This window comes from Methylobacterium sp. 37f (assembly GCF_023093475.1).
Lineage (GTDB): Bacteria > Pseudomonadota > Alphaproteobacteria > Rhizobiales > Beijerinckiaceae > Methylobacterium.
The window spans coordinates 1-23,410 of record NZ_JAGHKN010000022.1; the positions used below are offsets into that span (position 1 = coordinate 1).

The 23,410-nt window shown below is 58.5% G+C and carries 19 protein-coding genes and 2 pseudogenes; 14 read left to right on the forward strand and 7 right to left on the reverse strand.

Features of this window, described 5'->3' with window-relative positions:
- The coding region (locus tag J7U37_RS15260; protein WP_247636266.1) for a hypothetical protein at nucleotides 1–313 on the reverse strand (313 nt) is incomplete at its 3' end.
- Nucleotides 314–387: 74 nt separating this feature from the next.
- Between J7U37_RS15260 and J7U37_RS15265 the strand changes: the two genes are divergently transcribed.
- Both J7U37_RS15265 and J7U37_RS15270 read left to right on the forward strand, forming a co-directional pair.
- A protein-coding gene (locus J7U37_RS15265; RefSeq protein ID WP_247636267.1) for an IS3 family transposase occupies nucleotides 388–1,529 on the forward strand; the annotation gives its coding sequence in 2 pieces (ribosomal slippage) (nucleotides 388–655 and nucleotides 655–1,529; 1,143 coding nt in all).
- A gap of 488 nt (nucleotides 1,530–2,017) precedes the next feature.
- Nucleotides 2,018–2,542 carry a hypothetical protein gene (locus J7U37_RS15270; protein ID WP_247636268.1) on the forward strand — a complete coding sequence of 175 codons (525 nt, stop codon included), beginning with the start codon at nucleotides 2,018–2,020 and terminating at the stop codon, nucleotides 2,540–2,542.
- Nucleotides 2,543–2,783: 241 nt separating this feature from the next.
- Here J7U37_RS15270 and J7U37_RS15275 read toward each other — a convergent pair whose 3' ends face one another.
- The 5 genes from J7U37_RS15275 to J7U37_RS15295 all read right to left on the reverse strand — a co-directional run bounded on the left by J7U37_RS15275 (nucleotide 2,784) and on the right by J7U37_RS15295 (nucleotide 8,213).
- Nucleotides 2,784–3,482 (reverse strand): alpha/beta hydrolase, encoded by a 699-nt coding sequence (locus J7U37_RS15275; protein WP_247636269.1) that lies wholly within the window; start codon nucleotides 3,480–3,482, stop codon nucleotides 2,784–2,786.
- A 229-nt stretch (nucleotides 3,483–3,711) separates the two neighbouring features.
- Nucleotides 3,712–4,701 carry a glycosyltransferase gene (locus tag J7U37_RS15280; RefSeq protein WP_247636270.1) on the reverse strand — a complete coding sequence of 330 codons (990 nt, stop codon included), beginning with the start codon at nucleotides 4,699–4,701 and terminating at the stop codon, nucleotides 3,712–3,714.
- Nucleotides 4,698–6,521, reverse strand: coding sequence for a glycosyltransferase 61 family protein (locus J7U37_RS15285; RefSeq protein WP_247636271.1), 1,824 nt, complete (start codon nucleotides 6,519–6,521; stop codon nucleotides 4,698–4,700). Before J7U37_RS15285 ends, J7U37_RS15280 begins: the two co-directional genes overlap by 4 nt.
- A gap of 148 nt (nucleotides 6,522–6,669) precedes the next feature.
- Nucleotides 6,670–7,776, reverse strand: coding sequence for a DegT/DnrJ/EryC1/StrS family aminotransferase (locus tag J7U37_RS15290; RefSeq protein WP_247636272.1), 1,107 nt, complete (start codon nucleotides 7,774–7,776; stop codon nucleotides 6,670–6,672).
- 23 nt (nucleotides 7,777–7,799) lie between these two features.
- A complete protein-coding gene (locus J7U37_RS15295) occupies nucleotides 7,800–8,213 on the reverse strand; it encodes an FdtA/QdtA family cupin domain-containing protein (protein WP_247636273.1) in 414 nt (137 codons plus the stop codon).
- 634 nt (nucleotides 8,214–8,847) lie between these two features.
- On the opposite strand from J7U37_RS15295, the pseudogene J7U37_RS15300 reads away from it, so the two are divergent.
- Nucleotides 8,848–10,191: pseudogene (locus J7U37_RS15300) on the forward strand (IS1380 family transposase).
- Nucleotides 10,192–10,405: 214 nt separating this feature from the next.
- Here the strand turns inward: J7U37_RS15300 and J7U37_RS15305 are convergent.
- Nucleotides 10,406–10,644 (reverse strand): annotated as a pseudogene (locus tag J7U37_RS15305) (helix-turn-helix domain-containing protein); the annotation flags it as partial.
- Between the two features lie 574 nt (nucleotides 10,645–11,218).
- Between J7U37_RS15305 and J7U37_RS15310 the strand changes: the two are divergent.
- From J7U37_RS15310 to J7U37_RS15360, 11 genes are all read left to right on the forward strand, one after another.
- The gene (locus J7U37_RS15310) at nucleotides 11,219–12,958 is read left to right on the forward strand and encodes a glycosyltransferase (RefSeq protein WP_247636274.1); all 1,740 of its coding nucleotides are present in this window, start codon (nucleotides 11,219–11,221) and stop codon (nucleotides 12,956–12,958) included.
- 246 nt (nucleotides 12,959–13,204) lie between these two features.
- Complete coding sequence (locus J7U37_RS15315; RefSeq protein WP_247636275.1) at nucleotides 13,205–13,798, forward strand: GNAT family N-acetyltransferase; 594 nt, start codon at nucleotides 13,205–13,207, stop codon at nucleotides 13,796–13,798.
- 110 nt (nucleotides 13,799–13,908) lie between these two features.
- On the forward strand, nucleotides 13,909–14,190 hold the full coding sequence (locus J7U37_RS15320) for a hypothetical protein (protein ID WP_247636276.1): 282 nt from the start codon (nucleotides 13,909–13,911) through the stop codon (nucleotides 14,188–14,190).
- Entirely contained in the window at nucleotides 14,187–14,900 is a 714-nt protein-coding gene (locus tag J7U37_RS15325) for an SDR family NAD(P)-dependent oxidoreductase (RefSeq protein ID WP_247636277.1), read from the forward strand. Before J7U37_RS15320 ends, J7U37_RS15325 begins: the two co-directional genes overlap by 4 nt.
- 5 nt (nucleotides 14,901–14,905) lie before the next feature.
- Nucleotides 14,906–15,580 (forward strand): MBL fold metallo-hydrolase, encoded by a 675-nt coding sequence (locus J7U37_RS15330; protein ID WP_247636278.1) that lies wholly within the window; start codon nucleotides 14,906–14,908, stop codon nucleotides 15,578–15,580.
- Nucleotides 15,577–16,614 (forward strand): ketoacyl-ACP synthase III, encoded by a 1,038-nt coding sequence (locus J7U37_RS15335; RefSeq protein WP_247636279.1) that lies wholly within the window; start codon nucleotides 15,577–15,579, stop codon nucleotides 16,612–16,614. Before J7U37_RS15330 ends, J7U37_RS15335 begins: the two co-directional genes overlap by 4 nt.
- Before the next feature lies 1 nt (nucleotide 16,615).
- The gene (locus tag J7U37_RS15340) at nucleotides 16,616–17,806 is read left to right on the forward strand and encodes an SDR family oxidoreductase (RefSeq protein WP_247636280.1); all 1,191 of its coding nucleotides are present in this window, start codon (nucleotides 16,616–16,618) and stop codon (nucleotides 17,804–17,806) included.
- On the forward strand, nucleotides 17,803–19,596 hold the full coding sequence (locus J7U37_RS15345) for an HAD-IIIC family phosphatase (RefSeq protein WP_247636281.1): 1,794 nt from the start codon (nucleotides 17,803–17,805) through the stop codon (nucleotides 19,594–19,596). Before J7U37_RS15340 ends, J7U37_RS15345 begins: the two co-directional genes overlap by 4 nt.
- Entirely contained in the window at nucleotides 19,586–19,828 is a 243-nt protein-coding gene (locus J7U37_RS15350; protein ID WP_247636282.1) for an acyl carrier protein, read from the forward strand. Before J7U37_RS15345 ends, J7U37_RS15350 begins: the two co-directional genes overlap by 11 nt.
- Nucleotides 19,825–21,216 (forward strand): long-chain fatty acid--CoA ligase, encoded by a 1,392-nt coding sequence (locus J7U37_RS15355; RefSeq protein ID WP_247636283.1) that lies wholly within the window; start codon nucleotides 19,825–19,827, stop codon nucleotides 21,214–21,216. Before J7U37_RS15350 ends, J7U37_RS15355 begins: the two co-directional genes overlap by 4 nt.
- Before the next feature lie 398 nt (nucleotides 21,217–21,614).
- Nucleotides 21,615–23,231: a hypothetical protein gene (locus tag J7U37_RS15360; protein WP_247636284.1), complete on the forward strand. Its 1,617-nt coding sequence runs from the start codon at nucleotides 21,615–21,617 to the stop codon at nucleotides 23,229–23,231.
- Nucleotides 23,232–23,410: the final 179 nt, after the last annotated feature.

Consider the following 23,410-nt stretch of genomic DNA (forward strand, 5'->3'; position numbering starts at 1 on the left):
CATCCTGATCCGAACCCATCGGCATGAGCGAGCTGTGGGTGAACCAAAAGACCCCGTCATCCTGCGCATATCGGCGCCCCAACGAAGCCGAGACCTTGTCGACGTCGAGCAGGTAGACGTTGGCGTATTGCTGAATCGCCCGGCCTATATGCCGGTTCAATTCCTCGACGAAATACATCGTGTTGCGCAGATCGTACCTGGGCAGAAGGCGTCCCGTCAGGTCAGATTGCGGCACCATAAGATTGCACACGAGGGTCGGGATGCCGTGGGCCAACGTCCACTTGAGATTTTCGGCAACGTAGTCGTCGATCATCCGACACGTGACCTGACCGGCTGGCTTTGGACCGGGCTGATTGAGAGGATCAGCCAGGACTGAAGGAGTTGGACATGAAGCGAGGTCAGAAGACGGGTGCGGAGCAGGTGGTGCTGAAGCTGCGCCAGATTGAGGTGCAGACAGCGCAGGGTAAGAGTTTGGCGATAGCGTGCCGGGAGGCGGAGATCTCCGAGCAAAGTTACTATCGCTGGCGCAAGGAGTACGGCGGCCTGCAAATCGACCAGGCCCGTCGGATGAAGGATTTGGAGCGCGAGAACGCTCGATTGCGCCGGCTCGTGTCTGACTTGTCCCTGGAGAAGCAGGTGCTGGCGGATGTCGCCTCGGGAAACTTATAGCCCCGGAGCGACGCCGGCAGGCAGTCGACGCCATCCAGGAGAAGTACGGCCTCTCGGAGCGTCACGCCTGCCGGATCGTCGGCCAGCACCGGGGTACGCAACGCTACGTGCCCACGGTACCGGCTGACGAGGATGCGCTGACCCGCGCCATCATCGCCTTGGCGTCCGAGTACGGACGCTACGGCTACCGCCGCGTCACCGCACTGCTGCAGGCAGCGGGCTGGCAGGTGGGGAAAGACCGGGTTCAGCGGATCTGGCGTCGTGAGGGGCTCAAGGTCCCGCAAAAGCATCGACCACGCAGCCGTCTCTGGTTGAACGATGGCTCCTGCGTACGGCTGCGGCCTCTCCATCGCAATCACGTCTGGAGCTTCGACTTTGTGCAGGGCCAGACCCATGACGGCCGAAGCCTGCGTATCCTGACGCTGATCGACGAGCACAGTCGCGCCTGCCTGGCGCTAAAGGTCGCGAGGCGCATCAGCAGTCTGGGTGTGATCGAGGCGCTGGCAGATGCGATGTGCCTGCATGGCATCCCCGACAACATCCGCTGCGACAACGGCCCAGAGATGATCTCGAAGGCTTTGCGGAAATGGGTCGTCAAAACCGGCCCGCAGATCCAGTACATTGCACCAGGATCGCCATGGGAGAATGGCTATTGTGAGAGCTTCAATGGCAAGCTGAAGGACGAGTGCCTACGCCAAGAGATCTTCTACTCGCTCAAGGAGGCACAGACCGTGATCGGAATCTGGCAAAATACCTACAACCGCGTTCGACCGCATTCGTCCTTGGGCTACCGGCCACCCGCGCCTGTCACATTCCCGGATCTGGCCTTCCGGCTACCCATGGTCGCCACCATGCAGTAGCCTCTTAATCGGCTCGGTCCAAAATACCGGTCAGGTCAACAGGCCTGGGTAATTACCCAGGGCTCGCAGGGCCTCGGCATCGAAATCCAACAGCATCGGCACCGGAGCAGTCATCGTATCCTCATCAGGCTTGGGAACCTGATGAGAGAATCCTCACTCAGACCGCCGCGCTACCCCACATTAGTCACGCTCAAAGAGGTCTGGTATGAGGCTACTCTTACGCGCCATATCGGCGCGATCCCGCCGAGAGAGAATGGCGAGCCGGGCGTTCAAAACGTGCGTTGCACGACCTCAGGGAGCATTGTTCCGGGCGGCGATCGCCGTGCACTCCACGAAGTCACACAGCGCTGTAGCCCACGTCCAACCAAGTACCTTCGTGCGGGCAGGCAGGGGGCAGGATGATGGACTCTAACATTTTAGCCTTTCAAATGACGGCCTAAGATCGTCGGCAATTGGATTCAGGGCGCCTAAGCTGGGATGACGGTCGGATGAAAATTGCTATCAATGGAGCCGGCGGTCGTATCGGCCGCACCCTTGTCGCGGCCTTGCGTAGCAAGCACGATATGACTCTCCTCGACAAAGATGAAGGCTGCAATCTTGCGGGTTTAAATTCCTTTGACGCCGTCATCCATTTAGCCGTCGACTTTACGGACGCGCAGGAATCGATCGAGATGCTTGCCGTCGCCTTAAAAACAGCTGACACGCCACGCTTCATCTATGCCAGTTCAGTGACGGTCGACCCGCATAGCGGGGTCGATGAGGCTGATAAGACCTACGTGCAAGCCAAGAAAGACGGAGAGGCGATGGTTTATCATTGGCTGGCTGGCAAGGACGGCAGTCGCGCTATCGCCCTTCGCTTCGGCCACTTTCATCCTGGCTCCGTCCCGCCGCACGAACACGAGGCGGTGCGCCTGACAGAAAATGGCCTCGTTTACTGGGTGGAGCGCGCACTTTCCGACGAGCCGCAGGTATCTCGCCTCACGGTCTGGACCGCCACAGGGAATGGCGGCTGACTTACCTTCCTTCATGACGCAGCAATGGAACCGCAAACATCGCGCTCCAGCCAACTCACGACCGAGGAAAGGCACGTGGTCATTGTCGTCCGAGGCTTATCCCAAATTCGACGGCAGGTCTCGGGGCTGGTGCACGCTTCTCTATACCGGAATAACTTGTCTTGCTGAGAGCCTCACAAGGAGGAGGTTAGACCGCAGGGACTACACGGCTCATAGCAGCATGCACATGAGGAACAAGCAGCTACTTCTGCGATGCATGCTCCTGAAGCCAAGGGACAATTGTCCTAGCAAGCGCGATTGGCTGTTCCATCGGGATCATGTGGCCAGAGTTCTCAATGCGGACGAGTTCTGAGCCACTAATACCTGAGCAAAGTTCTTGAGACTCCTCACAGCTACGCAGTGCATCCTGGTCGCCCGCGACGATAAGGGTCGGACACCGGACAGCAGCGAGGCGAGATAAATCGGTCTCCCGAAATTGCTGGGTGTGACGTTGGAAGACATCGCCTCCGACCCGTTCACTCATGGCCCTCACGCGCTCGATGAGAGCTTCATCATTCGCGCGATCTGGATGCAGAGAGATCAAGACACCAGGTCGGCTAAAACCGGTGAAGCGCTTTAGGTCCGCCATTTTCACAGCCACAGCTTTCCGTCGCGTTTGCTCCGGCGTATCCGCGCGAGCCGACGTCGCTACCAGCACGAGGGCCAGGACGCGTCCTGGAGCCATGCGAGCGATTTCCCGGGCGACATAGCCGCCCATCGAGAAGCCGATTAGGGCGAACCGCTCCGGCGCTCCGGACAGAATGTCTCGCGCCATATCAGCGATTGTCGCGCTGGCAGTTGTGTCGCCGTGCGTGATTGATCCGACCGCTTCGAGCGCTGGCAACATATCGTCCCAGAGCGAAGCATCCGTCATGAAGCCAGGAATTAGAAGAACATGCATCGTTTGTGTATCGCATACCTTGCCGGGACGTAAGCGTTGCCCGAATGACCAGAACTTCACGAGCGAACGCGAGCATATGATTCGATAATTTTTCCGAGTGGCGACTATCAATAACTCCGGGCAAATAAAATTAAATCAAACTGATTTTTATCTTAGAAATTATTTTTATCACAATAAATAAGACTTACTAAGTAGCGAGAATGGCTATCTATGCTGGACGAAGGCGGCCTCACTCCGAAGGATCGCCCCGTCGAAGCATTTCGCTGAAGATGACAGGCATCGTCAATCCGACAGAGGCGGCCCTTTCCTGTACTAAGGGGTCTTTTTGCAGGGCATCGATCAGGATTTCGAAAGCGATGTTGGACACCGTCCGACGGCTATTCCGAAGATAGATCAGGGCTTTCGCGAGGGCGATGTCACCGGGCGTGTCGGTGAAATGGAAGGGAACGTGCTCGGCAAAATGCCGCCTCAGGGACGTCACGTCCATGCCGTCGAAAAAATGCCGCATGATGTACCCGTCTTCGATCAGCAGGCGGGCCATATTCGAGGTGGCCGAAAGATTGAGCCCAGCGCCCCGGCGGCGATAGGCTGTGAGCCGATCGCAGACAACCCTGAGAACGAAACCTTCTTTCAGGCAGCGAATCCAATAATCGAAGTCTTGAAGTTGAATAAGGCCAGGGCTGAACGGCCCCACTTGCAAAAAAGTCGACCGACGCATGAACACCGAAGGCGCGCATAGGAAGTTACCAGAAGAAAACAGATGATCCAAGCTTACGCGATCGCTACGGCCTAAATCAAACTGCGAAAACGCAGGGTAAAATGAATCTTCGAGGGGAAGATCATTCTCGTTGATGAGTTGCGGAACATCGAAGGCGATATCGGTGTATCCCTTCGAGACGAGGTCATACTGGCGGAGAGCGCGCTCCGGTAGGGCGATGTCGTCACCGCCCAAGAGGGCGATGTATTCGCCCCGAGCAGCGTTAATACCGGTGTTCGCGGCCAAGCTTGGACCGCGGTTGTCCTGAATGATCAGCCTCAGTCTTGGATCCCGTATTTCCTTTACGATTTCAGCACCGCCGTCCGTCGAGCCGTCATCAACGGCAATGACTTCAATGTCATCCAATTTCTGCTCAAGTGCACTTCGGATTGTCTCACCGATAAAGGCCTTTTGCTGATAGAACGTCACGATGAAGCTGACGATCGGCGCTGGATTACTCATGATAGACGATTGCGATTATGGTCGACACTCGCCGGGAGGAGCCTGAGCGCCGAAATCATTTCGTCTAAAATTGGCGTCATAGCGTCAAGGCTCACGGCTTGGCGCGGCTCCTCATCGTTAGAGAGGGGGCTGAAATTTGATGGAATGGTGTGGATCGTCGCCAACTCGGCGACGACGCATCCCACTGGGGAACTGCGCCAATTCTCGCCCTCGAGGCTCTCGATGACGAGAATATGAGCTCCAGAGTGACACCAGATGGTATTCGTGAAGTCGTCACCCGCGTGCACGATTACGATCGAAGACGCAGCCAGAAGACGAACCTGAATTTCGAACGACAGATCACCGATGTCGACGATCTCGAAATCCCGGTCGATCAGGGCTCCGAAAAACGCCTGGTTATCGAAGGAACGATGCAGCGGAGCAGTCGGCCTGACATAGAGCCGGCGCATCCTCTTTGGAGCGGTCCCGGTCACGGATGACAGAACCTGTTCGCGGACCTGTCGCAATGCCGCGACTTCGTCGCTGGGGTGCAGGACGGCGTCGGACCTTCGATCACGGCGTTCACGATCGCGCCTGACCGGGTAGTGGAGCAGCTCTGTATGGTAAGCCACGCCGTCAGTCAGCGGAATGAGTGTTCGCTCAAATCTGCTTAGGAGCCGGATAGCCGCGCGCTCTCGCTCACCCGCCGAAGCACTGACAAGGAGCGGGAGCTCCGGACTAAATTCGCTGGACTGCACCGCGATCAGGCGCGGCAGGAGCGAGGTGAGGAAGTCTGCGAAGGTCCGGTCCCCACCCGTAAGATGGATACCCTGTGGGATATACGTTCGGCTCCTCCGGCCGAACCTGACAACGACGGTCTCACCGGCCTTCCAGGCTTCAGGATAATCGGTAGGCGAAGACTCCGCGTCTCTCGTGCCGGGCATGTTCGTCGGGATGAAGCGGTCTGAGACGATCAGCGATGTCGTTCCGCCGATGACCGTCGCATCCGTCAGGGGCACGAGGTAGTATAGGCCCTCCGACGATCCAGGGGCCATTCCCGCAGCCGGCGCACTTGTATCAGACACATCCGAAAGCTGCCCCCCGCGAAACGTTGCGACATAAGGCACAGTCCCGTCCTGGGGGAGGAGGTGCTGGCGCCAGTCGAGGAGGCGAATGGCCCGAACGGCATCGCCCGACCGCGCGAACGTCTCGAAGGCAGCGGCTTCTGCAAGGGGATTGGGGCAGCGCCCCTCGTGTATGCCGTGTACGACGAAATGGACCAGCGGATTGATACCCGCTGCGGCGACATCCGGATTGCTGTGCAGGTACCATGCGGTGTCGAACGCAAGGGATGGCGAGAAGCCCAGGCACGCCCCCTCCCGCAGGTAATGAATGAGCGGGTTCACGGCCGCCTTCTCCACCTCGGGATGCTGCTCGAGATACCAAGCCCCATCGAACAGCGGGTGCGGTGCGTAGCCGAGAGCCGCTCCGGTTTGCAGATAGTGCAGGAGGGGATGAGTGCCTGCAGCTTCCACGTCGGGATGCTGAGCGAGGTACCACGCACCATCAAAGAGTGGATGCGGCGCGTCGTACCTCGCTTCGGGTTCGCTCAAGTAGTGTATGCGGGGATCGTTCCCCTGCTTTGCTGCCTCGGGATATGCACCAATATACCAGGCATCGTCGAAGAGCGGACGAATAAGCGCCAGGAGTTCGAGCTGTACTTGCGTCTTCGGCCGGCCTGATCGTGCTCGCGCACTCTGAGCGCCAATCAGAAGCCCGCGTATTACCTGGATGCTGCGAGCCGCGGCAATTGACAGCGCCAAGGCGGGCATTTTCTGCATAAAGCGACAAACCTCTCAACCGTGGTGAAAATTCGCTGTCACCACAGTTTGTTTGGAGCTTGGCGAGACTTGCCGCGCCCTTCCATGATCCCTAGGAACAGACCCGTATGTCCCATCGGGGTTCCCAGGCGCTGCATCGATTTCAGGATCAGGCGCAGGCCTCGCGAACCGCGGCGATGACCTGATCCACCATATCGTCCGACATGCCCGGCCACATCGGAAGGCTTAGAACCTCGTCCGCCAATTGCTTCGAGAGGTCAAAGGACTCGGAGAAGGCCGCGCCCTTGTAGCAGTCCTGGCTGAAACAGGGGATGGGGTAGTGGACCAGCGTCGAGATCCCGCGGCTATCCAGCTTGGCCCGGAGGGCTTCGCGTTCTGGCGACCGCACGACGTAGAGGTGGTAAACGTGTTCGTCGCCATCTCCGACGGGAGCCGGAAGAGTCAGATTCGGGCAATCCTTCAGGCCCTGAGAGTAGCGGGCAGCAATGTCGCGACGGGTCGCGTTCTGCCCATCGACGGCGGCAAGCTTGACGCGCAGAAAGGCCGCCTGCAGCTCATCGAGGCGTGAATTGGTTCCGCTGATCTCGTGGACGTATTTCTCCTGCGACCCGTAATTCCTGAGCATCCGCACGCGGCGAGCGAGTTCGTCGTCGTTCGTCGTGACCGCCCCTCCATCGCCCAAGGCGCCCAAGTTCTTCGTCGGGTAGAAACTGAAGGCTGCGGCTAAGCCAAGCCCTCCCGTACGCCGCCCGCGATTGACCGCGCCGTGAGCTTGGGCAGCATCCTCAATGACGGCGATGCCGTGCGGCTCGGCGATCGCCAGGAGTTCGTCGATCGGCGCCGGACGTCCATAGAGGTGGACGGCCAGGATGGCTTTGGTTCGTTTCCCAATGCGCGCACGGACCCCCTCGGGATCGATATTGAAGGTCGACGGATCGACTTCGACCGGGACGAGCTTTGCTCCGGCTTGGTCGACTGCCAACCAACTCGCGATGAACGTGTGAGCCGGCACAATCACTTCGTCGCCCGGTTCAACGCCGAGGCCTTTCAGGATCAGAGTCAGCGCATCGAGACCATTGCCGACACCGATCGCATGTCGGACGTTGCAAAACTGCGCGAACTCAGCCTCGAAGGCAGAGACCTCGTTACCAAGGACGTAATAAGAACTCTCAAACACTCGCTTGAAGGCGTTCTCCAGCTCCCGCTGTGCGTCATGGTGGACTTTTTGCAAGGAAAAGAATGGAACGCGATTCACGGCACTTGCCCCCGGGATGATTGTTAAAGACTTTCTCTTGCTTGGTTCTCGACGAAGAGATCGAACTCGGCCTTGTCGCGGATATACTCTTCTTCATCGTATACCGCGGAAGCGAGAACCAAGCAGACTGCGCCGGCAGAGAAATTATTGATGTCGCGCCAGACACCAGGGCCTATCCACAGGCCCTGATCTGGTCGATTTAGTCGGACAACTTCACTCTCATATCCGTTCGTAAGTCCAACATCAAAACTACCGGCAACGGCGATGTAAACCTGCTGGAGCTTTGTGTGAGCATGGCCAGCCCGGCTCGAACCGCTCGGAACATCGTACAAGTAATAAACGCGGGCAATCGGAAACGGCGTGTCGTTCCCACCCTCGATTGGCGTCAGGTTGCCGCGGCTATCGACAATCTTTCGCAGGCTTATAAACTTCCACATAGAGCGTTTACCTCCGCACTCGCCATCACCGACATTCTTTCGATTAAAACTTGCATCACAATACTTGTCGGATATAAAATTTACGATTCAAACGTCGTAAAAATTATGTCGGCGAGAGGGAAAGCAATCGGCGATTTGACCGGGGGTATTCCTGAATAAGCGCTCTCGCACGCATCTACGTTCGGCGGACGTCTAGCCAATCCCCCGGCGGAGGTCCAGCGCCCGCAGTCAAAAATGACCACCCCCCCGGGTGGGGTCGAAACACGTTTGCTTTCCGCAAATCCGATGAGCCATCCGCTGCTCAACGCCGGATGGAGCCTGCGCGTCACCTTGCAACACTTTCCCCACAAGCAGGCCCAATGAACACCTCGCGGAAGACCAATCTTCAGCGGTGTTTTTCCGATATCGAGGTCCAGTTGGCTCTGTCTGGGCCTGTTACGCTCCAGCCCGCTGAGAGGCATTTATAGACGCCGGTCCCGGTTGGCAGACAGGATTCACCATAGTTTCCTTAGCCCGCCTTATTCACGAGGGCAGTGGATCTGTGGTGGCGAGCGTAGCGTAAAGCATTGATAGGGCTTAGGGATTGGGTGCTGACACCAACCTTCTCCACCTGATCGAGCCCGCCACGCCCGCCATGTCTGATCCTACGTGTATCCCGTTCCCGTTTCCATCCGTCCGAGGCAAGAAGCTCACAGCCGCCTTCGATGGCGGACGCCGGACCTCGGACGGCGGTGTCCTGCTGCTGGCCCAGGCCGCGCGACGGTTGGGCATTGCCGAGAAGCTCGCTGCGGTGATCCCGGACCGGCGCGATCCGAGCCGGATCGTGCATCCGGTTCCTGAGATCCTTCTGGCGCGCATCCTGGCCATCGCCTGCGGTTACGAGGACGCCGACGACCTCGACCACCTGCGCGCCGATCCTGCGTTCAAGCTCGCCTGTGGCCGGCTGCCCGAGACCTGCGCTGACCTAATGAGCCAGCCCACTGTCTCGCGGCTGGAGAACACCCCCGACCTGCGCGACTTGATCCGGCTCGGGCGGGTGCTGGTCGACCTGTACTGCGCCATCTATGCCACGCCGCCCGAAGCCGTCACGCTGGATATCGACGACACCTGCGACGTAGTCCACGGCCAGCAGCAACTCTCGCTGTTCAACGCCCACCGCGATGCGCGCTGCTTTCTCCCCATCCACGTCTACGACACGGCCACCTCACGCCCGGTGGCGATGATCCTGCGTCCAAGTAAGACGCCCTCTGGCCGCGAGGTCCGAGGCCATCTGCGCCGCCTCGTCCGAGCGATCCGCCATCACTGGCCCAAGACCGCGATCACCATCCGGGGCGACGGCGATTACGGGCGGCCAGAGGCCATGAACTGGTGCGAAGACAACGGCGTCGCTTACGTCTTCGGCCTGACCGGTACCAAGGCGCTCGCCGCCAAGGTCGAGGATATCGCCGATACCATCCGGGTGGTGCGGGCCATCGGCGACAAGGATGCGGTGCGCGGCTTTGCCGAAACCACGCACGCAGCCAAGTCCTGGCGGCAGCAACGCCGCGTCGCCGTCCGCATCAAGGCGACCCGCCTTAGCCTCGATATCCGCTACGTGGTCACGAACATCGCCACCGGCACGCCCAAATGGCTCTACGCCGAGCTGTACTGCGCCCGCGGATAGGCCGAGAATCTGATCAAGCTCCACAAGGGCCAGCTCGCTTCCGACCGTACCTCGTGCCGGAACCCCGCCGCCAACCAGATGCGGCTCGTCCTGCGCACCGCTGCCTATTGGCTGATGCTCACCGTGCGCGAGGCCATCCCGACCGCGCACTGCCTCGCCAGGGCCGAGTTTGCAACGATCCGCCTTCGGCTGCTCAAGCTCGGAGCCCGTATCCGCGAGACCGCTGCCCGCGTCCGCCTCGCCTTCGCTGCCGCCTGTCCAGAAGCCGACCTGATCCGCCACCTTGCGACTGCGCTCGCCCCGGCACCGGCCTGAACGACAGGGATGCGACGCCCCAACGAACCCGCTCCCGTCCCTCCGGCGCCGACCGAACAATTCCGATCCACACGCGTCAAAACAGACGAACGATCCCGCGCGCCATCAGCCCATAACGCAGCGTATGCCGATGCCCGATGAATAAGACGGGCTAGATCCGTTGCACGGAGCGCAGTGAGATCCCGACCCGCGCGGCGATGGCACGTCCGGTTCAGTGTGTGACCTCGTCGGGCGGCTCCGAGCAGGTCAGTGCCAGCACCTTCGCCACCGTCCGCGTGGAATGTGTGGAGTGCCAGGCAGGCGGGTCTTGTCGCGCAGCAGACCCTCGACGCCCTCCTCGCCAAAGCGTTGCTGCCAGCGCCAGACGGCGGGCCGACTGACGCCGGCCTGCCGAGCCACCTCCTGCACAGGCAAGCGCTCGGCTGAAAGCAGGACGATGCGCGCCCGCAGGATGTGCTTGAGGGGTCAAGATCGGTCGCCGGCGATCGCGGCAAGCGCTGACTGGGTAGCATCGTCGAGGAGCACGCAGACGGTCTGAGCCATCGCTCAGACTCGCATGCATCACCCGATCCGCGAATCCTATGACCGCGTCACTTCACTAGGTCTGACGATCCGTCACCGCAGATTCCAATCCCCCTCACAGGCAAAGATTGCACGCACCCAGACGGAGGCGAAAGGAAGGCGATTCGTCGAGGCCGCATGAAAATGACCCAGTGGGTAGAGGTCGTTTACCCCCGGAATCCTTCGCCTTCTGCGCCGAGAGAACAAATCTCAGGTCCCGCAGCGAGCGTTCATGGGAGCGCATCAGGGCTACGAAGACAACCGTAGAGAGCTCCTGTTGCCTCGAATCATCGGGTGCCAGGGCCTGATCTGGACTCTCGCGGATGCCCGGATGCAAAGAGACGCCGATCCCGTCTGCGATCGCACAGTTGCGGAAAGCTCGTGGTGGTGAGCAGATGAACACTCGGTGCAGTCGAACCTCGACTGCGGTCCCTCAACACCGGATTGCTTAGTAGCAAAAGTCGCCATGTCACTCTTCAATGCCATTCGCCGGGCAATTTTTGCCACACTTCCGAGACCTTTCGACAGTTCTGGATTAAGGGCAGGCTTCGAAAAACACCATTACAGTTCTCGCGAGCCCATCACCGCACTCTCAAATACCTATTTACCGGATGCTTATCCCATTACGCCGGAAGACGTGCTAAATGTCTTCGATTCCAAATGGTACGTAGCGCAATATCCAGACGTAAAAAGAGCACGTGCGGACCCTCTCTTACATTATCTTGCTCATGGGCACAGAGAGAACAGAGATCCGTCACCCGACTTTGGCACCCGGTGGTACGCGGCCCACAACCAAGACATCTCTCAGTCGGATGGGAATGGACTAATCCACTATATCGCTCGTCGATTCCGTGAAAGGCGGTCAAGGATGGCATTGTTCGCTTACTCATGGAACCCAGAGAAGGATCTGGACCCATATATCAAGCGGATTGCGTCGACGATTGCTTCGTTTGGTATAAACGTCGACGTTTTCCTCGGGAGCGACTTCGCCCATCACGACGGCGTCAAGGGACTAAGAGATCCTGCCGACGAAAAGCGCCTTGCAGATTGGCTGAGCAACAAACCCTATGACTTCGCAATTTCCTTCAACAACTCGTTGTTGTTGCCACGCGTAGTCAAAGCACTTCGCTGCCGTATCGTGTCTATCATTGTTGACTCGAAGGGCCACCTCTTTGATCACTATAATGATGATAATCGCCGGACTTACACCCTTGACGCCATTTTTGCTCCAATCTACAAGTCTCTTGAAAAAGAATTGCGGAAGACATATCCAGACAAGGCAAGCAACTTTACTTTTATCCCTGCTGCGACGGACGCTGGGAAGCGGCGGACCGCACGGGCGGTTAACGAGCGTGCCGCGATTTCGTGGATCGCGAGCCTTGTGGGCGACGGTCGACTCGATGATCTTCTCTACAGGATCGGTGAGTCACAAGAATTGAAAGATGCGCTCCGCGTCTGTGTGAAGCAGATCGAACGGAATGGTTGTGTCCGGGGAGAGCAAACGACTCGCGAGGCCCTCGGCATTCTAATTGCGGCTTCGAATTGGAGCGCCGAGCAGATCGAGCAGCAGCTACAGAATATTGTTACGAACCACGGACGTGTCAACATCGTAAACAGGCTCGCCCCCCTGGGGTTACGATTGTACGGCAATGACCGCTGGAAGAAACTTATGCCGTATAATACAGCTGTCGTGGCATCTTTTCATAGCGCAAAGTCCTTGACTTCGCACGCAGATCTGATGGAAATTTACGACAACTCTCTGATCTCGATCAACTTGCCACAGGCTCAAGCCGGCACGGGGATTCAGTATCGCGTCCTTGATGTACTTGCATCGCGAAGCCTCTTACTCACCAAATACGTGGACGGAACTGACCTATCTTACCTATTCGGCAAGGAAAATTCCATCGAAACCTTTTCTAACCTCGAAGAACTAGCTAGTAAGTGTCAATTCTACCTTGAGCACGAAGCCGAGCGAACTGCCAGCGTTGCCAAATGCAACGCTCTCGTCTCGCGGGGGTACGGCTTCGAGGAGCGCGTCTTAGAATACCTGACGCTGAGCAATGCCCAGGCGGCCGCGACGTGTCTGGATCAACGGAGGTCTCCCGCGTCACCCGGATCGATCGCGCTTTTCAGCGCCGAATCCATATGCACCAGGAGGAGCGACCGTCCGCTTGAACCCCCGGGCCTGCTTATACAGCCCCAGTGACATCTTCTGGTCATGACGTAGGAGCATCACCCTGCGATAGAAGCGGAGAGCCGGGTCCAATCGATGCGCTCTGGACGAGGGCGATTTTCCATGGCAGACGGTGCCGGCGTCGAGTCGGGTTGAGGGTCAAAACCTCAATATGCACGGCAAATTAGGCCGCCACTACCGAGGCGTGGGGAATTCCGGAGAGCTTCTGGCAAGCCGTTCAGGAGCACTGAAGTTCGGCGCAGTTAAATAGGATGTGTCATGTCGGCTGAATCCAGAGTTCTACAGGGGATTTTTGTCGACCTGCGCCCTCTCGCCGAAGGCGATGCAGCCGTGACCTGCAAGTGGCGCGCCGCAGAGCGGGCACGCCATCTCAATCAAGGTGCTCAGACCCCAGAGGATCAGGCACTCTGGATCGCATCGCGGCCACAGAGCGAACATAATTTCATTATTCAGCTTAAAAGCGGTCAGCCTGTCGGGATGCTGTCGCTGGTGGATGTCGACAACCGGAATTCGAGGGCCGAGACCGGGCGTTTCCTCATCGGCGAGGAAGACGAGGTAAAGGGGCAGCCTGTCGCCGTCGAGGCGATGGCACTTCTGTACCACTTCGCATTCATCGACCTTGGTCTCGTGCGACTGTATGGGACCATCGCTGCCAGCAATACGCTGATGATTAAGTGGCAGAAGTTTCTTGGGATGAAGCAAGAGGGTGTGCTGCGTAACCACTACCGAATCGGTGGCGAGTTTCAGGACGCCGTCGCGATGGGCATCCTTGAGGACGAATACAGGACGGTGTTCCTCGCGCGGGCGAAAGTCCTAATGGCGGCGGGCAAAGTCCCAGTTCCCACGACCTAAACGGCTCTGCGCTTAACACAAGAATCACGACCCGCCGCTGACCGCCGGACATCACTGGCGGAGTGGATAGATTCTGGAGGCTGAACGTAATGGATCTTCGAAACGACGTCTTGCAGATCATCTTTGAGGCCTTGAAGAGCCTCAATGAGGAGCTACCGACGGATCAGCAAGTCGCCCTTTCCGAAAACACTTTGTTGTTCGGTGGAGAATCGACGATCGACTCCCTCTCTCTCGTGTCGGTCATCGTGGATGTCGAGACCGCGATTAGCACGCAGTTCGATCGTCCCGTAGCGCTCACGGATGACCGGGCCATGAGCCGGGAACCGTCGCCGTTTACGAGCGTGCGCACCCTGACTGATTTCGTCGTCGAGCTGCTGACCGAGAAGGTATGATGACGGCTTACGTAGACAAGACGGTCCTTGTAACCGGGGCGACCCGAGGCGTCGGTCGCCAGATCACCGACCATGTGCTCGCAGGAGGGGGGCGGGTGCTCGGCTTCGCGCGACATGCATCCGACATCGATAATGCCAACTACACGCACTTCCAAGTTGATCTTGCGAACGCAAACGCCGTGACGGCCATCTTCGGCGAGGTCCGCAAGAAGACCTCCCGGATCGACATCGTCATTAACAACGCGGGTGTTCTGACGTCTCAGTACGCCATGATCATGCCCCCGGCCGCCGCTCAAGCCATGGTCAACGTCAATCTTCTGGCGCCATTCCTGATTTCCCGCGAGGCGGCCAAGTTCATGCGCAAGAGCAAGTGGGGACGGATCATCAATATCGGATCCATGGCCGCGAGCCTGGAGCCGATAGGCGACAGCGTCTACGCTGCAACGAAGGCGGGTCTCAGTACCCTCGCCAACGTGATGGCGAAGGAGTTCGGCACGTTCAACGTGACCTGCAACACTCTCGGGATCTCGGCGATTGATAGCGATATGCTGGCTCAGCTTCCGCGAGACAAGATCGAAGAAATTATCAAGAGCCTTCCCGTGGCCCGGTTCGCCGACATCGATGACATCCTCAATGTCATCGATTTCTTCGCGTCGGAGCGGAGCTCGTACATTACGGCGCAAACGGTGTTCCTGGGTGGTGTGAACTAGGGCCGATGAAGCAGATATCGGAAAACGTGTGGCAGATTTGTGCGGGCGTGTTCCCCGCAAATAGCTACCTCTGGACGGGCCCCGTTCCCGGGGGCGCCATCGTGGTCGATACCGGCCTCGACCCGGGACCGATCCTGGCTGGCTTGAAGGCCCTCGACGTGCGTCCGGCGGCTATCTTCTGCACCCACGGACATTTCGACCATATCGGCTCCGCTTCCGTGCTGCAGAATGCGTTCGAGTCGGACGTTTATCTTCATGCCGCCGACGCGAAGACGGCCAAGGTCGCCAATTTTCTCATGATGGCCTTCAAAATTCCCGCCAAGCTAAAGCTTCCGCGCTTCTCCCTCCTTCAAGACGAGGTCGGCGAGACGCGAATTGGCGAGGTGTCGATCCGCCATCGCCTCGTCCCCGGACATTCACCCGGGAGCTGTCTCATCGAGATCGACGGCACCTGCTTCTCGGGTGATACGCTTTACAGTGGCGGCCTCGGCCTCTCGAAGATACCCGGTGAGGATCCCGACGTGCTGCGCAGCAGCCTCCGGAAAGTCTGGGATACGATTGATCCGGCGACCCTGGTCTGCCCCGGTCATGGTCGTACGGCGATCTTCGCCGAAATTCGCGAACACAACACGGAGTTGGTAGAATTCATGGCGGCACGGAACGAGGGAATGGCGGCATGAGTCTGGCTGAACCCAGCGGGATCGCGATCACCGGTGTCGGCCATCGTCTCGGCTCCATCGTCGAGGACAACGAGACCCTCTGCCGGAACCTCGAGATCACACCCGACTGGATCCTCGAAAAGACGGGTATCGAGCGGCGCTACCTAGCAGCCCCAGACGAAACGGCTTCGGGCCTTTCCCTGTTCGCGGCTAGGGATGCGATGGCGAGTGCCAGGATTGATGCGTCGCAGATCGACTTGATCATCTGCTGCACCTTCTCCGCCGATTACCGCTTCCCCGCGTTGGCCTCCAAGATCCATGCGGATCTCGGTGTGAAGGGTGGACAGATGCTGGACGTCCAGGCGAACTGCGCCGGCTTCGTCACGGGGCTGACCGTTGCCAGCGACAGGATGCGGCTCGATCCGGAGGTCCGTAACGCCCTGGTCATTGGTGTCGAGATGAATAGCCGCTTCATCTCGCGCAGCAACGCCGACGCCGCGATCTATCACAGTGACGGAGCTGGGGCGGTGGTGCTGGGTCGGGTACCCGGCGCCGGTATTCTAAGTTCGGCGTTCCATACGGACAGCTCCAACTACGAAGCCGTCCGGGTGCGCGGCGGTGGCTCGACCTTCACACGTCCCGATCGCCCCTTCGACTCGGCGATCGACACGATGGAGCTGAACGGGATCGCGACCTGGAAGCAGGCCATCACGCATCTGCCGACGGTCATTCGTCGCGCGAGCGAAAAGTCCGGCATTAATTATCGCGAGGCAGACTTCTTCGTGTTCCATCAGGCCAATCTTCGTCTGATAGAATATTTGGTCCGCAAGATGGGCGGGGATATGGGGAAGACCTATACGAACGTCGGCCGCATCGGAAATACCGGGGCCGCCTCGACGGCGATTGCCTTGAGCGAGGCGGTGGCGCACAACCGTCTGAAGAACGGCGACACGGTCGTCTTTGCGGCGGTCGGTGCCGGCTTCAGCTTCGGTGCGAGCGTCTGGCGCTGGTCTCCGGTTACGGCCGTGAGCCACGAGATCAATTCGGTCGGCTGACATGTTCCACGATTTCAACGCGATCCAGGTCGGCGACGTCCGAACCCTCAGCAAGACGATCACGGCGGACGACGTCCGCCGTTTCGTTGAGTTGACCGGTGACGACAATCCGCTGCACGTCGATCCCGTCTACGCGGAGACGACGCCATTCAAAGACATCGTGGTCCATGGAATGCTCGGCGCAAGCTTCCTCTCCACGGTGATCGGAACCAAGCTTCCGGGACCGGGGGCTCTCTGGGTCTCCCAAAACATGGAGTTCCACCGCCCGGTGCGACTCGGGGACACCCTGGAGATTGGTTGCACCGTCCTCAAGAAGCACGAGCGCGACAGACTGCTCGACCTCGAAACCCGGATCACGAACCAGAATGGTGATCTGATCCTGTCGGGACGCGCCAAGGTCAAAGTTCTGGTAACCCGGCAAGTGGCCGAGGTGGCTCCCGAAGCGGATCGGCGCCGGGTCGCCATCGTGACCGGCGGCTCGGGCGGGATCGGCGGCGCAATTTCCCGCCGCCTGGCCGCGGAAGGTCATGCAGTGGTGGTCCATTACCGTGGCCGGCGGGACCGGGCCGAGGCACTAGTGCGTGAATTGTCGGCGAACGGTCCAGGAGCTATCGCCGTGCAGGGTGATCTCACCGTGCCGGGCACCGCAGGGTCAATTGCGGAAGCCGCCATCCGGGCCTTCGGGGGTGTTGGGGTGCTGGTGAACAACGCGGCCCCGCCGATCGATGCGAAGCCCATACAGGCACTGGCCTGGACGGACATGCAGAAGCACCTCGACGTGCAGGTCCGCGGCGCCTTTGAAATGATCAAGGCCTGTCTGCCTCAGATGACCGAGGTGCGTGCAGGGCGGATTGTAAACATCACGTCCCAGGTAGTGCAGGGGAACCCGTCCGTGTCCTGGACCTCCTATGCGGTCGGCAAGTCCGCCCTCGCGACAATGTCCCGATACCTCGCGGCGGAGCTCGGTCCGTCGGGCGTGACGGTCAACTGCGTCGCCCCGGGAATGACGGAGACGACTTTGATCGGCGACATCCCCGAAAAGGTACAGATGATGGTGGCGCGCCAAACGCCCCTTCGCCGGTTGTCCACGCCGGAGGACGTCGCAGCCGCCGTTGCCTATCTCGCCTCGGACTCGGCCGCCTTCGTCACTGGACACACGTTGGCGGTCAATGGTGGACTGACGATGTCATGAGCACCAATGACAGAGCGAGCGCCCGAGCCCTCCTGGCCGATCCGGCAGCCAGTTTCCTCCAGGTCCAGAAGAGCGTTGCCTTTCTGGAGAAGACCGAAGACGGCCTCAAGGACGTCACGCTCGGTCTTTCCTCCAACGTGCAGGTGGATCGCCTCGCCCTCTACCTGCGTCGCCATGCACTGCTGGCTGGGGTGCGGCTGCAAGTTCAGGTTGGCCTCTACGACAGCGTTGCACAGGACGTCGAGACATTCGTTCAGGCCGGCGTGGACGTGCTGCTGGTCCTTCCCTTCTTCGATAACCTGATGCCTGCCTTCGAGGCACAAATTGCTGCCGGGCTCGACGACTCGGTTATCGCGGCCAAGGGCGAAGAGCTGGCCGAGCGCTATCGTCTTGCTCTCGCCGCCACGCACCCGATCCCGACGGTGCTCGTCGGCCAGTTCCACAGGACCTGGCCTTCAGCACAGCCGCGTCAGCCGGACCGGGTGTCCGCCGTCCTGCAGACTTTTCGGGAGATGCTCGCCAATGTGGTCGCGGAGGCCACGCCCGCGGCCCTCTTCGACATGCCCGGGATCCTGACCGATGTCGGGTTATCGGCAGCGATCGACCGCCGCTTCTACGCCCAGGCCAAGGCGCCCTACGCGCTGCCGATGCTCAACGAGATTGGACGCCGGACTGCAAAGGCCACCCGGGCCTACGGCACCTACTTCTACAAGGTGCTGGCCCTCGACTGCGACAACACCCTCTGGGGTGGGGTTGTCGGGGAGGACCTCGTCGAGGGGATCAAGCTGTCTCCGTTCGAGTATCCCGGGAACGTGTACTGGAGGGCACAGCAGGAGTTTCTCGGGCTCGAAAGGGCCGGTGTCATTCTCTGCCTGTGTACCAAGAACAATCCCGCGGATGTCGAGGAAGTGCTGTCTCGACATCCTGACATGCCGATCCGCTCGGAGAATCTGACCATCAGGAAGATCAACTGGGACGATAAATCGACGAACCTCCGGGCCATCGCAACGGAGCTCAATGTCGGCCTCGACAGCATCGTTTTCCTCGACGATTCCTCCTTCGAACTCGAGGGCGTGCAGTCGCAGGTTCCCGCAGTGACGGTGTTTCAGGTGCCCAAGGCCCTCACCGAATACCCGGACGTTGTCGGGAACATCAAGGCGCTGTTCCTTGCCGGTGGCGTCTCGGCCGAGAGCAGCGCGAAGACGCAGCAATATAAGCAGAAGGCTGCCGCCGAAGCCCTTAAGGCTCAGTTCTCGTCCCAGGAAGACTACATCGTCTCTCTGGAGTTGGAGGTCGAGCTTTTGCGTAACGCCGAGGCGAACGTGGCGCGGATCAGCGAGCTGACGCAGAAATCGAACCAATTCAACCTGACGACACGCCGGTACACACAGGCTGAGATTCTTGCTGCCATGGCAAGTGAAGACCGGGAGGTTTACTCGCTGACGGTGAAGGATAAGTTTGGCAGCGCCGGCCTTACCGGGGTTGGGGTCGTTCGCTACGAGGATGACGTCGTCGAGGTTGAGGCCTTCCTCATGAGCTGTCGTGTCATCGGCCGCGGGGTCGAATTCAGTATCTGGCCTTACATTGCGCGGGATGCTGCGCGCAGGGGCTGCTCACGCCTCCGGGGGCGCTTCGTCCGGTCCGCGAAGAACAACCTCGTGGAAGATTTCTTCGACCGGCTTGGGCTTGCACCGGAGGAAACCAGCGAAGGGGAGCGGACCTACGTAACCCCACTTGCGACGCTGGAAAAGCAACAATCTCAATGGATTAAGATTCATTATGCTGGATGAGATGAAGCTTAAGTCGGTAATTGCAGCGATTCTGGAAATCGATGAGAATTCGATCGATCAGAATACGAGCATGGACAACGTGGAGAGCTGGGATTCCATCAAGCACATGGACCTGATCCTCGCTGTCGAGGAAGAGTTTGGTGTCTCGGTCCCGGACGAGGAGGCCGCCGATCTCACCTCCTATGCGCTGATCAAGCTCGTCGTCGCGGACTTGGTAAAGGACAAGGGATGAACTGGCTTCTCGAGCGATTCGGAGAGCATCCGGACACCATCGCCTTCATCCACAACGACCGGAAGGTCACCTATGGGGAGGTGGTCGCGCTGGTCGATGGCTTTAGCCGCCGCGCGCAGGAGGCAGGTGTCCGGCCGGGCCACAAGGTGGTGGTCGTCGGCGATTTTTCGCCGGAAGTGGTATGTCTCATCCTGGCCCTCGGCCTCGATCGCTGCATCGTCATCCCGCTCACCCGCGAGTCGGTGATCGAGCAGGATGTCGCCCTCGGTGTCTCGGGGGCGGACTGGATCGCCGAGTTCGATCCCGCCGGACGAGAGTTCAGCCTGTCCGAAAAGCAGGTCCCGGTGGAAAACGCCCTGCTCAGCCAGTTCCTTGCGAAGGAAAAGGCTGGATTGATCCTGTTCAGTTCCGGATCGACCGGCGCACCGAAGGGGATTCTCCACGACTTCGAGCAGGTCGCTGAAAAATTCCGGGTTCAGCGCGCGCCGATGGTCACGATCCCATTCCTGATGATCGACCATTTCGGGGGAATCAACACGATCCTCGCGATCACCTCGAGCCTCGGAACGGTGGTCACCGTTGACGACCGCTCCATCGCGAAGGTTGCGGCGGCCATCGAGCGTTACAAAGTCGAGTTGCTTCCCGTGACGCCCTCGTTCCTGAACATCATGCTGATGGTGCGAGCGCACGAGGAATTCGACATGTCGTCGATCAAGCGCATCACGTACGGCACCGAAGTCATGCCGCAGGTGACCCTCGACCGTCTGCGGGCAGCGTTCCCCGGCGTGCAGCTGCAGCAGACCTATGGTCTCTCTGAAGTCGGTGTCCTGCGATCCCAATCGCGTCCGGATGGCTCTCTGTGGCTCAGGGTCGGTGGCGAGGGCTTCCGTACTGAGGTCCGGGACGGAGTTCTCTGGATCAAGTCGAGCTACCGGATGGAGGGCTACCTGAACGCTGCCAGCGGATTCGACGAAGAGGGCTGGTTCAACACGCAGGACCGGGTCGAGGTCGACGGAGAATGGCTGCGAATTCTGGGTCGAGTGACGGACATCATCAATGTCGGTGGCCAAAAGGTCTATCCAGTTGAGGTGGAAGAAGTCATTCTCGGCATCGACAACGTCGAGGACGTGGTCGTGCTGGCAGAGCCGCACAAGATCCTTGGGCAGGTCGTCACGGCCAAGATCCGGGTCAGAGAGCCGGAAACCGTCGAATCACTGAAGCTGCGCGTCCGACTTGCTTGCAAGGCGGTGCTAGCGCCATACAAGGCGCCCAGCAAGATCATCATTACCGACGAACCGCTGAATTCCGTCCGGCAGAAGAAGATCAGGTCTACGGCCGGGCGAAGCAAACCGACGCCGTCTGGCACTGATTCTGACCAGGCTGACTAAGAAGCTTCCTGGGTACCGCTCGAAGGAGTCGCTCCAGAGACGGCACGGTACTAAACCAAACCGCGGGACGGCTTCCACCCTGTCAAGGTTCCAATTCAAACTGCTGCGCCGTCATGGCTGCGGCAGGTTCTGCGGTTCTGGGTTAGGCTTGAATCTAGAAGCGAATTACGTGGGCTTCCCAGGATGTTGGTGCAGGCTTTACCTCTTTGTACGATGACAGGACGGTTGTGAATAGCTCCTTACGCGGCATACGAGTTTATCGCGCATCCGGATTGCGAAAATTACTATGCTTGACACCATCGTGCTTGGACGGCTGGCTGACGGTGACCTAATCCGACACGCAGTTTTGCATCAATTAGTGTCCTACAAAAGTCGACCTTACTTTGATTGGGTGACCAGTGGCTCAAGACATTAAAAAGCCTGTCGAATATTCGCAGTATTACAACCTCGAATCACTGATAGTCGGCCGCCTGAGAGACAAAGATTACAATGGCGCGCTAGAAGACCTTCTCAACTTTGTTACGCTTGTGATGAACCGCCAATATCCACCTGGAGAACTAATTGGTTCAAAAAAATTAGATCGGCTCTGTGAAAAGATCGGACTCATTTTTCACGAGGAATTCTATCAAAATATAGCTCACAAAGATGAGTTTATCCCAAATGACGACGTTACCGTCATAATCTGTACTGGCCTGTTCAAATCTGGTGGTACGTCTCCTCTGATCGGCGATATCGTCCGAGCTCAGGGTCGCCGCAAATCGACGGTCCTGGCGACCAATTCCCTCGGATCGATGTCAGCTGACGATCTCGCTATGTCTCGGCTCGGCGAAATCGATGCCAACATTATTGTATGCGACAAGGGAAATCTGCTGGATCGGCTGCACTGGCTTGTACAGCAAATCACGCGCCTAGAGCCAAGCCGAATCATTCTACTTAACCATCACCAAGATTCGGTGGTTATAGCTGCTGCTCGCCCGTTCACAGAGAAGACTAAGGTTCTCTTTTATCATCATGCAGACCACAACCTGTGCCTCGGCGTCCATCTAAAGGGTGCTATACACGTCGACATACACAATGTAGGCTTCTGCAATTGTCGCGAGAAAGAGCAAGTTAGAAATAATTTTTACATCCCTATGACGGTCAATGATCTGGGTAGTGATTTTGTACGGCAGGATTTTTTAAGTAAAAATCGATTAACAACCTGTTCATCTGCCAGTCCGCATAAATTCTCGAATTTTTACTTTTATCCGTATCATGAGCTCATAATCGACCGACTGGAAGCAAGAAACGGCTCCCACGTCCATATTGGTGTTATGTCCGAGGGTGCTCTCCAGCATATGCACAGCAAGATGATCGAGCGGAGTATCGATCCTTCCCGACTCGTCTACATTCCCTGGACTGCCAATCTCTGGAAAGCCTTAATTGAGAACAACGTCGATCTTTTCATTGGATCGTTCCCAATCGGAGGCGCTCGCACGGCTATCGAAGTGATGGGTGCGGGAGTGCCAATGTTGATGCACGAGAACTATCTCACGCGTTTTCACAGCAGTAGGGACATTGCTTACGCAGGCCACTTCCTCTGGCAGTACCCACATGAATTTATCAAAGTGATATCGGAAATCACAGTGGAGGATTTACGGGAACACGGGGAGCGGTCGCGAGATTATTATTTGAAGTACCATTGTACCGAGGAAATCGGCTTGGAGGAGGAACTCAACCGGATCTGCAACGGTACTTCCACGACTCGCCCAGCTCCGCTCTATCCACATCATCCTGATATGCTCGATCGGTCCCTTCATTTCTCCTATCTAGAGGATATGGCGATCGGACTGAGCATTCGGCACGATCGCGCCACCCACGTCGTGTCCGCTGCCGCGCCCGCGATACCGCCGCTGGTGCCTCACCACAGCCCCCCCCTCAGTCTCACCCAGAAAACATCAAAGGTCATTGGCCGCTCAACCGTACGAACCTATCGGAAGGCGCGGTCCCTTATCCCATGGCTATCAAATAGATGAGCAGCGGCTGCTCAATTGCACTCGATTTTACCTGAGTCGTTTGCTGATAGACTTGAACTTTATGATCCAAGGTGGGTTCGATGGATCAATTTTCGTTTTTGAGAATACATTTAACCTGTGAATATGCTCCCTGTTTAGTGCGACCGTGCCGATCGGACACCTCGAAGAACCCCGTAATT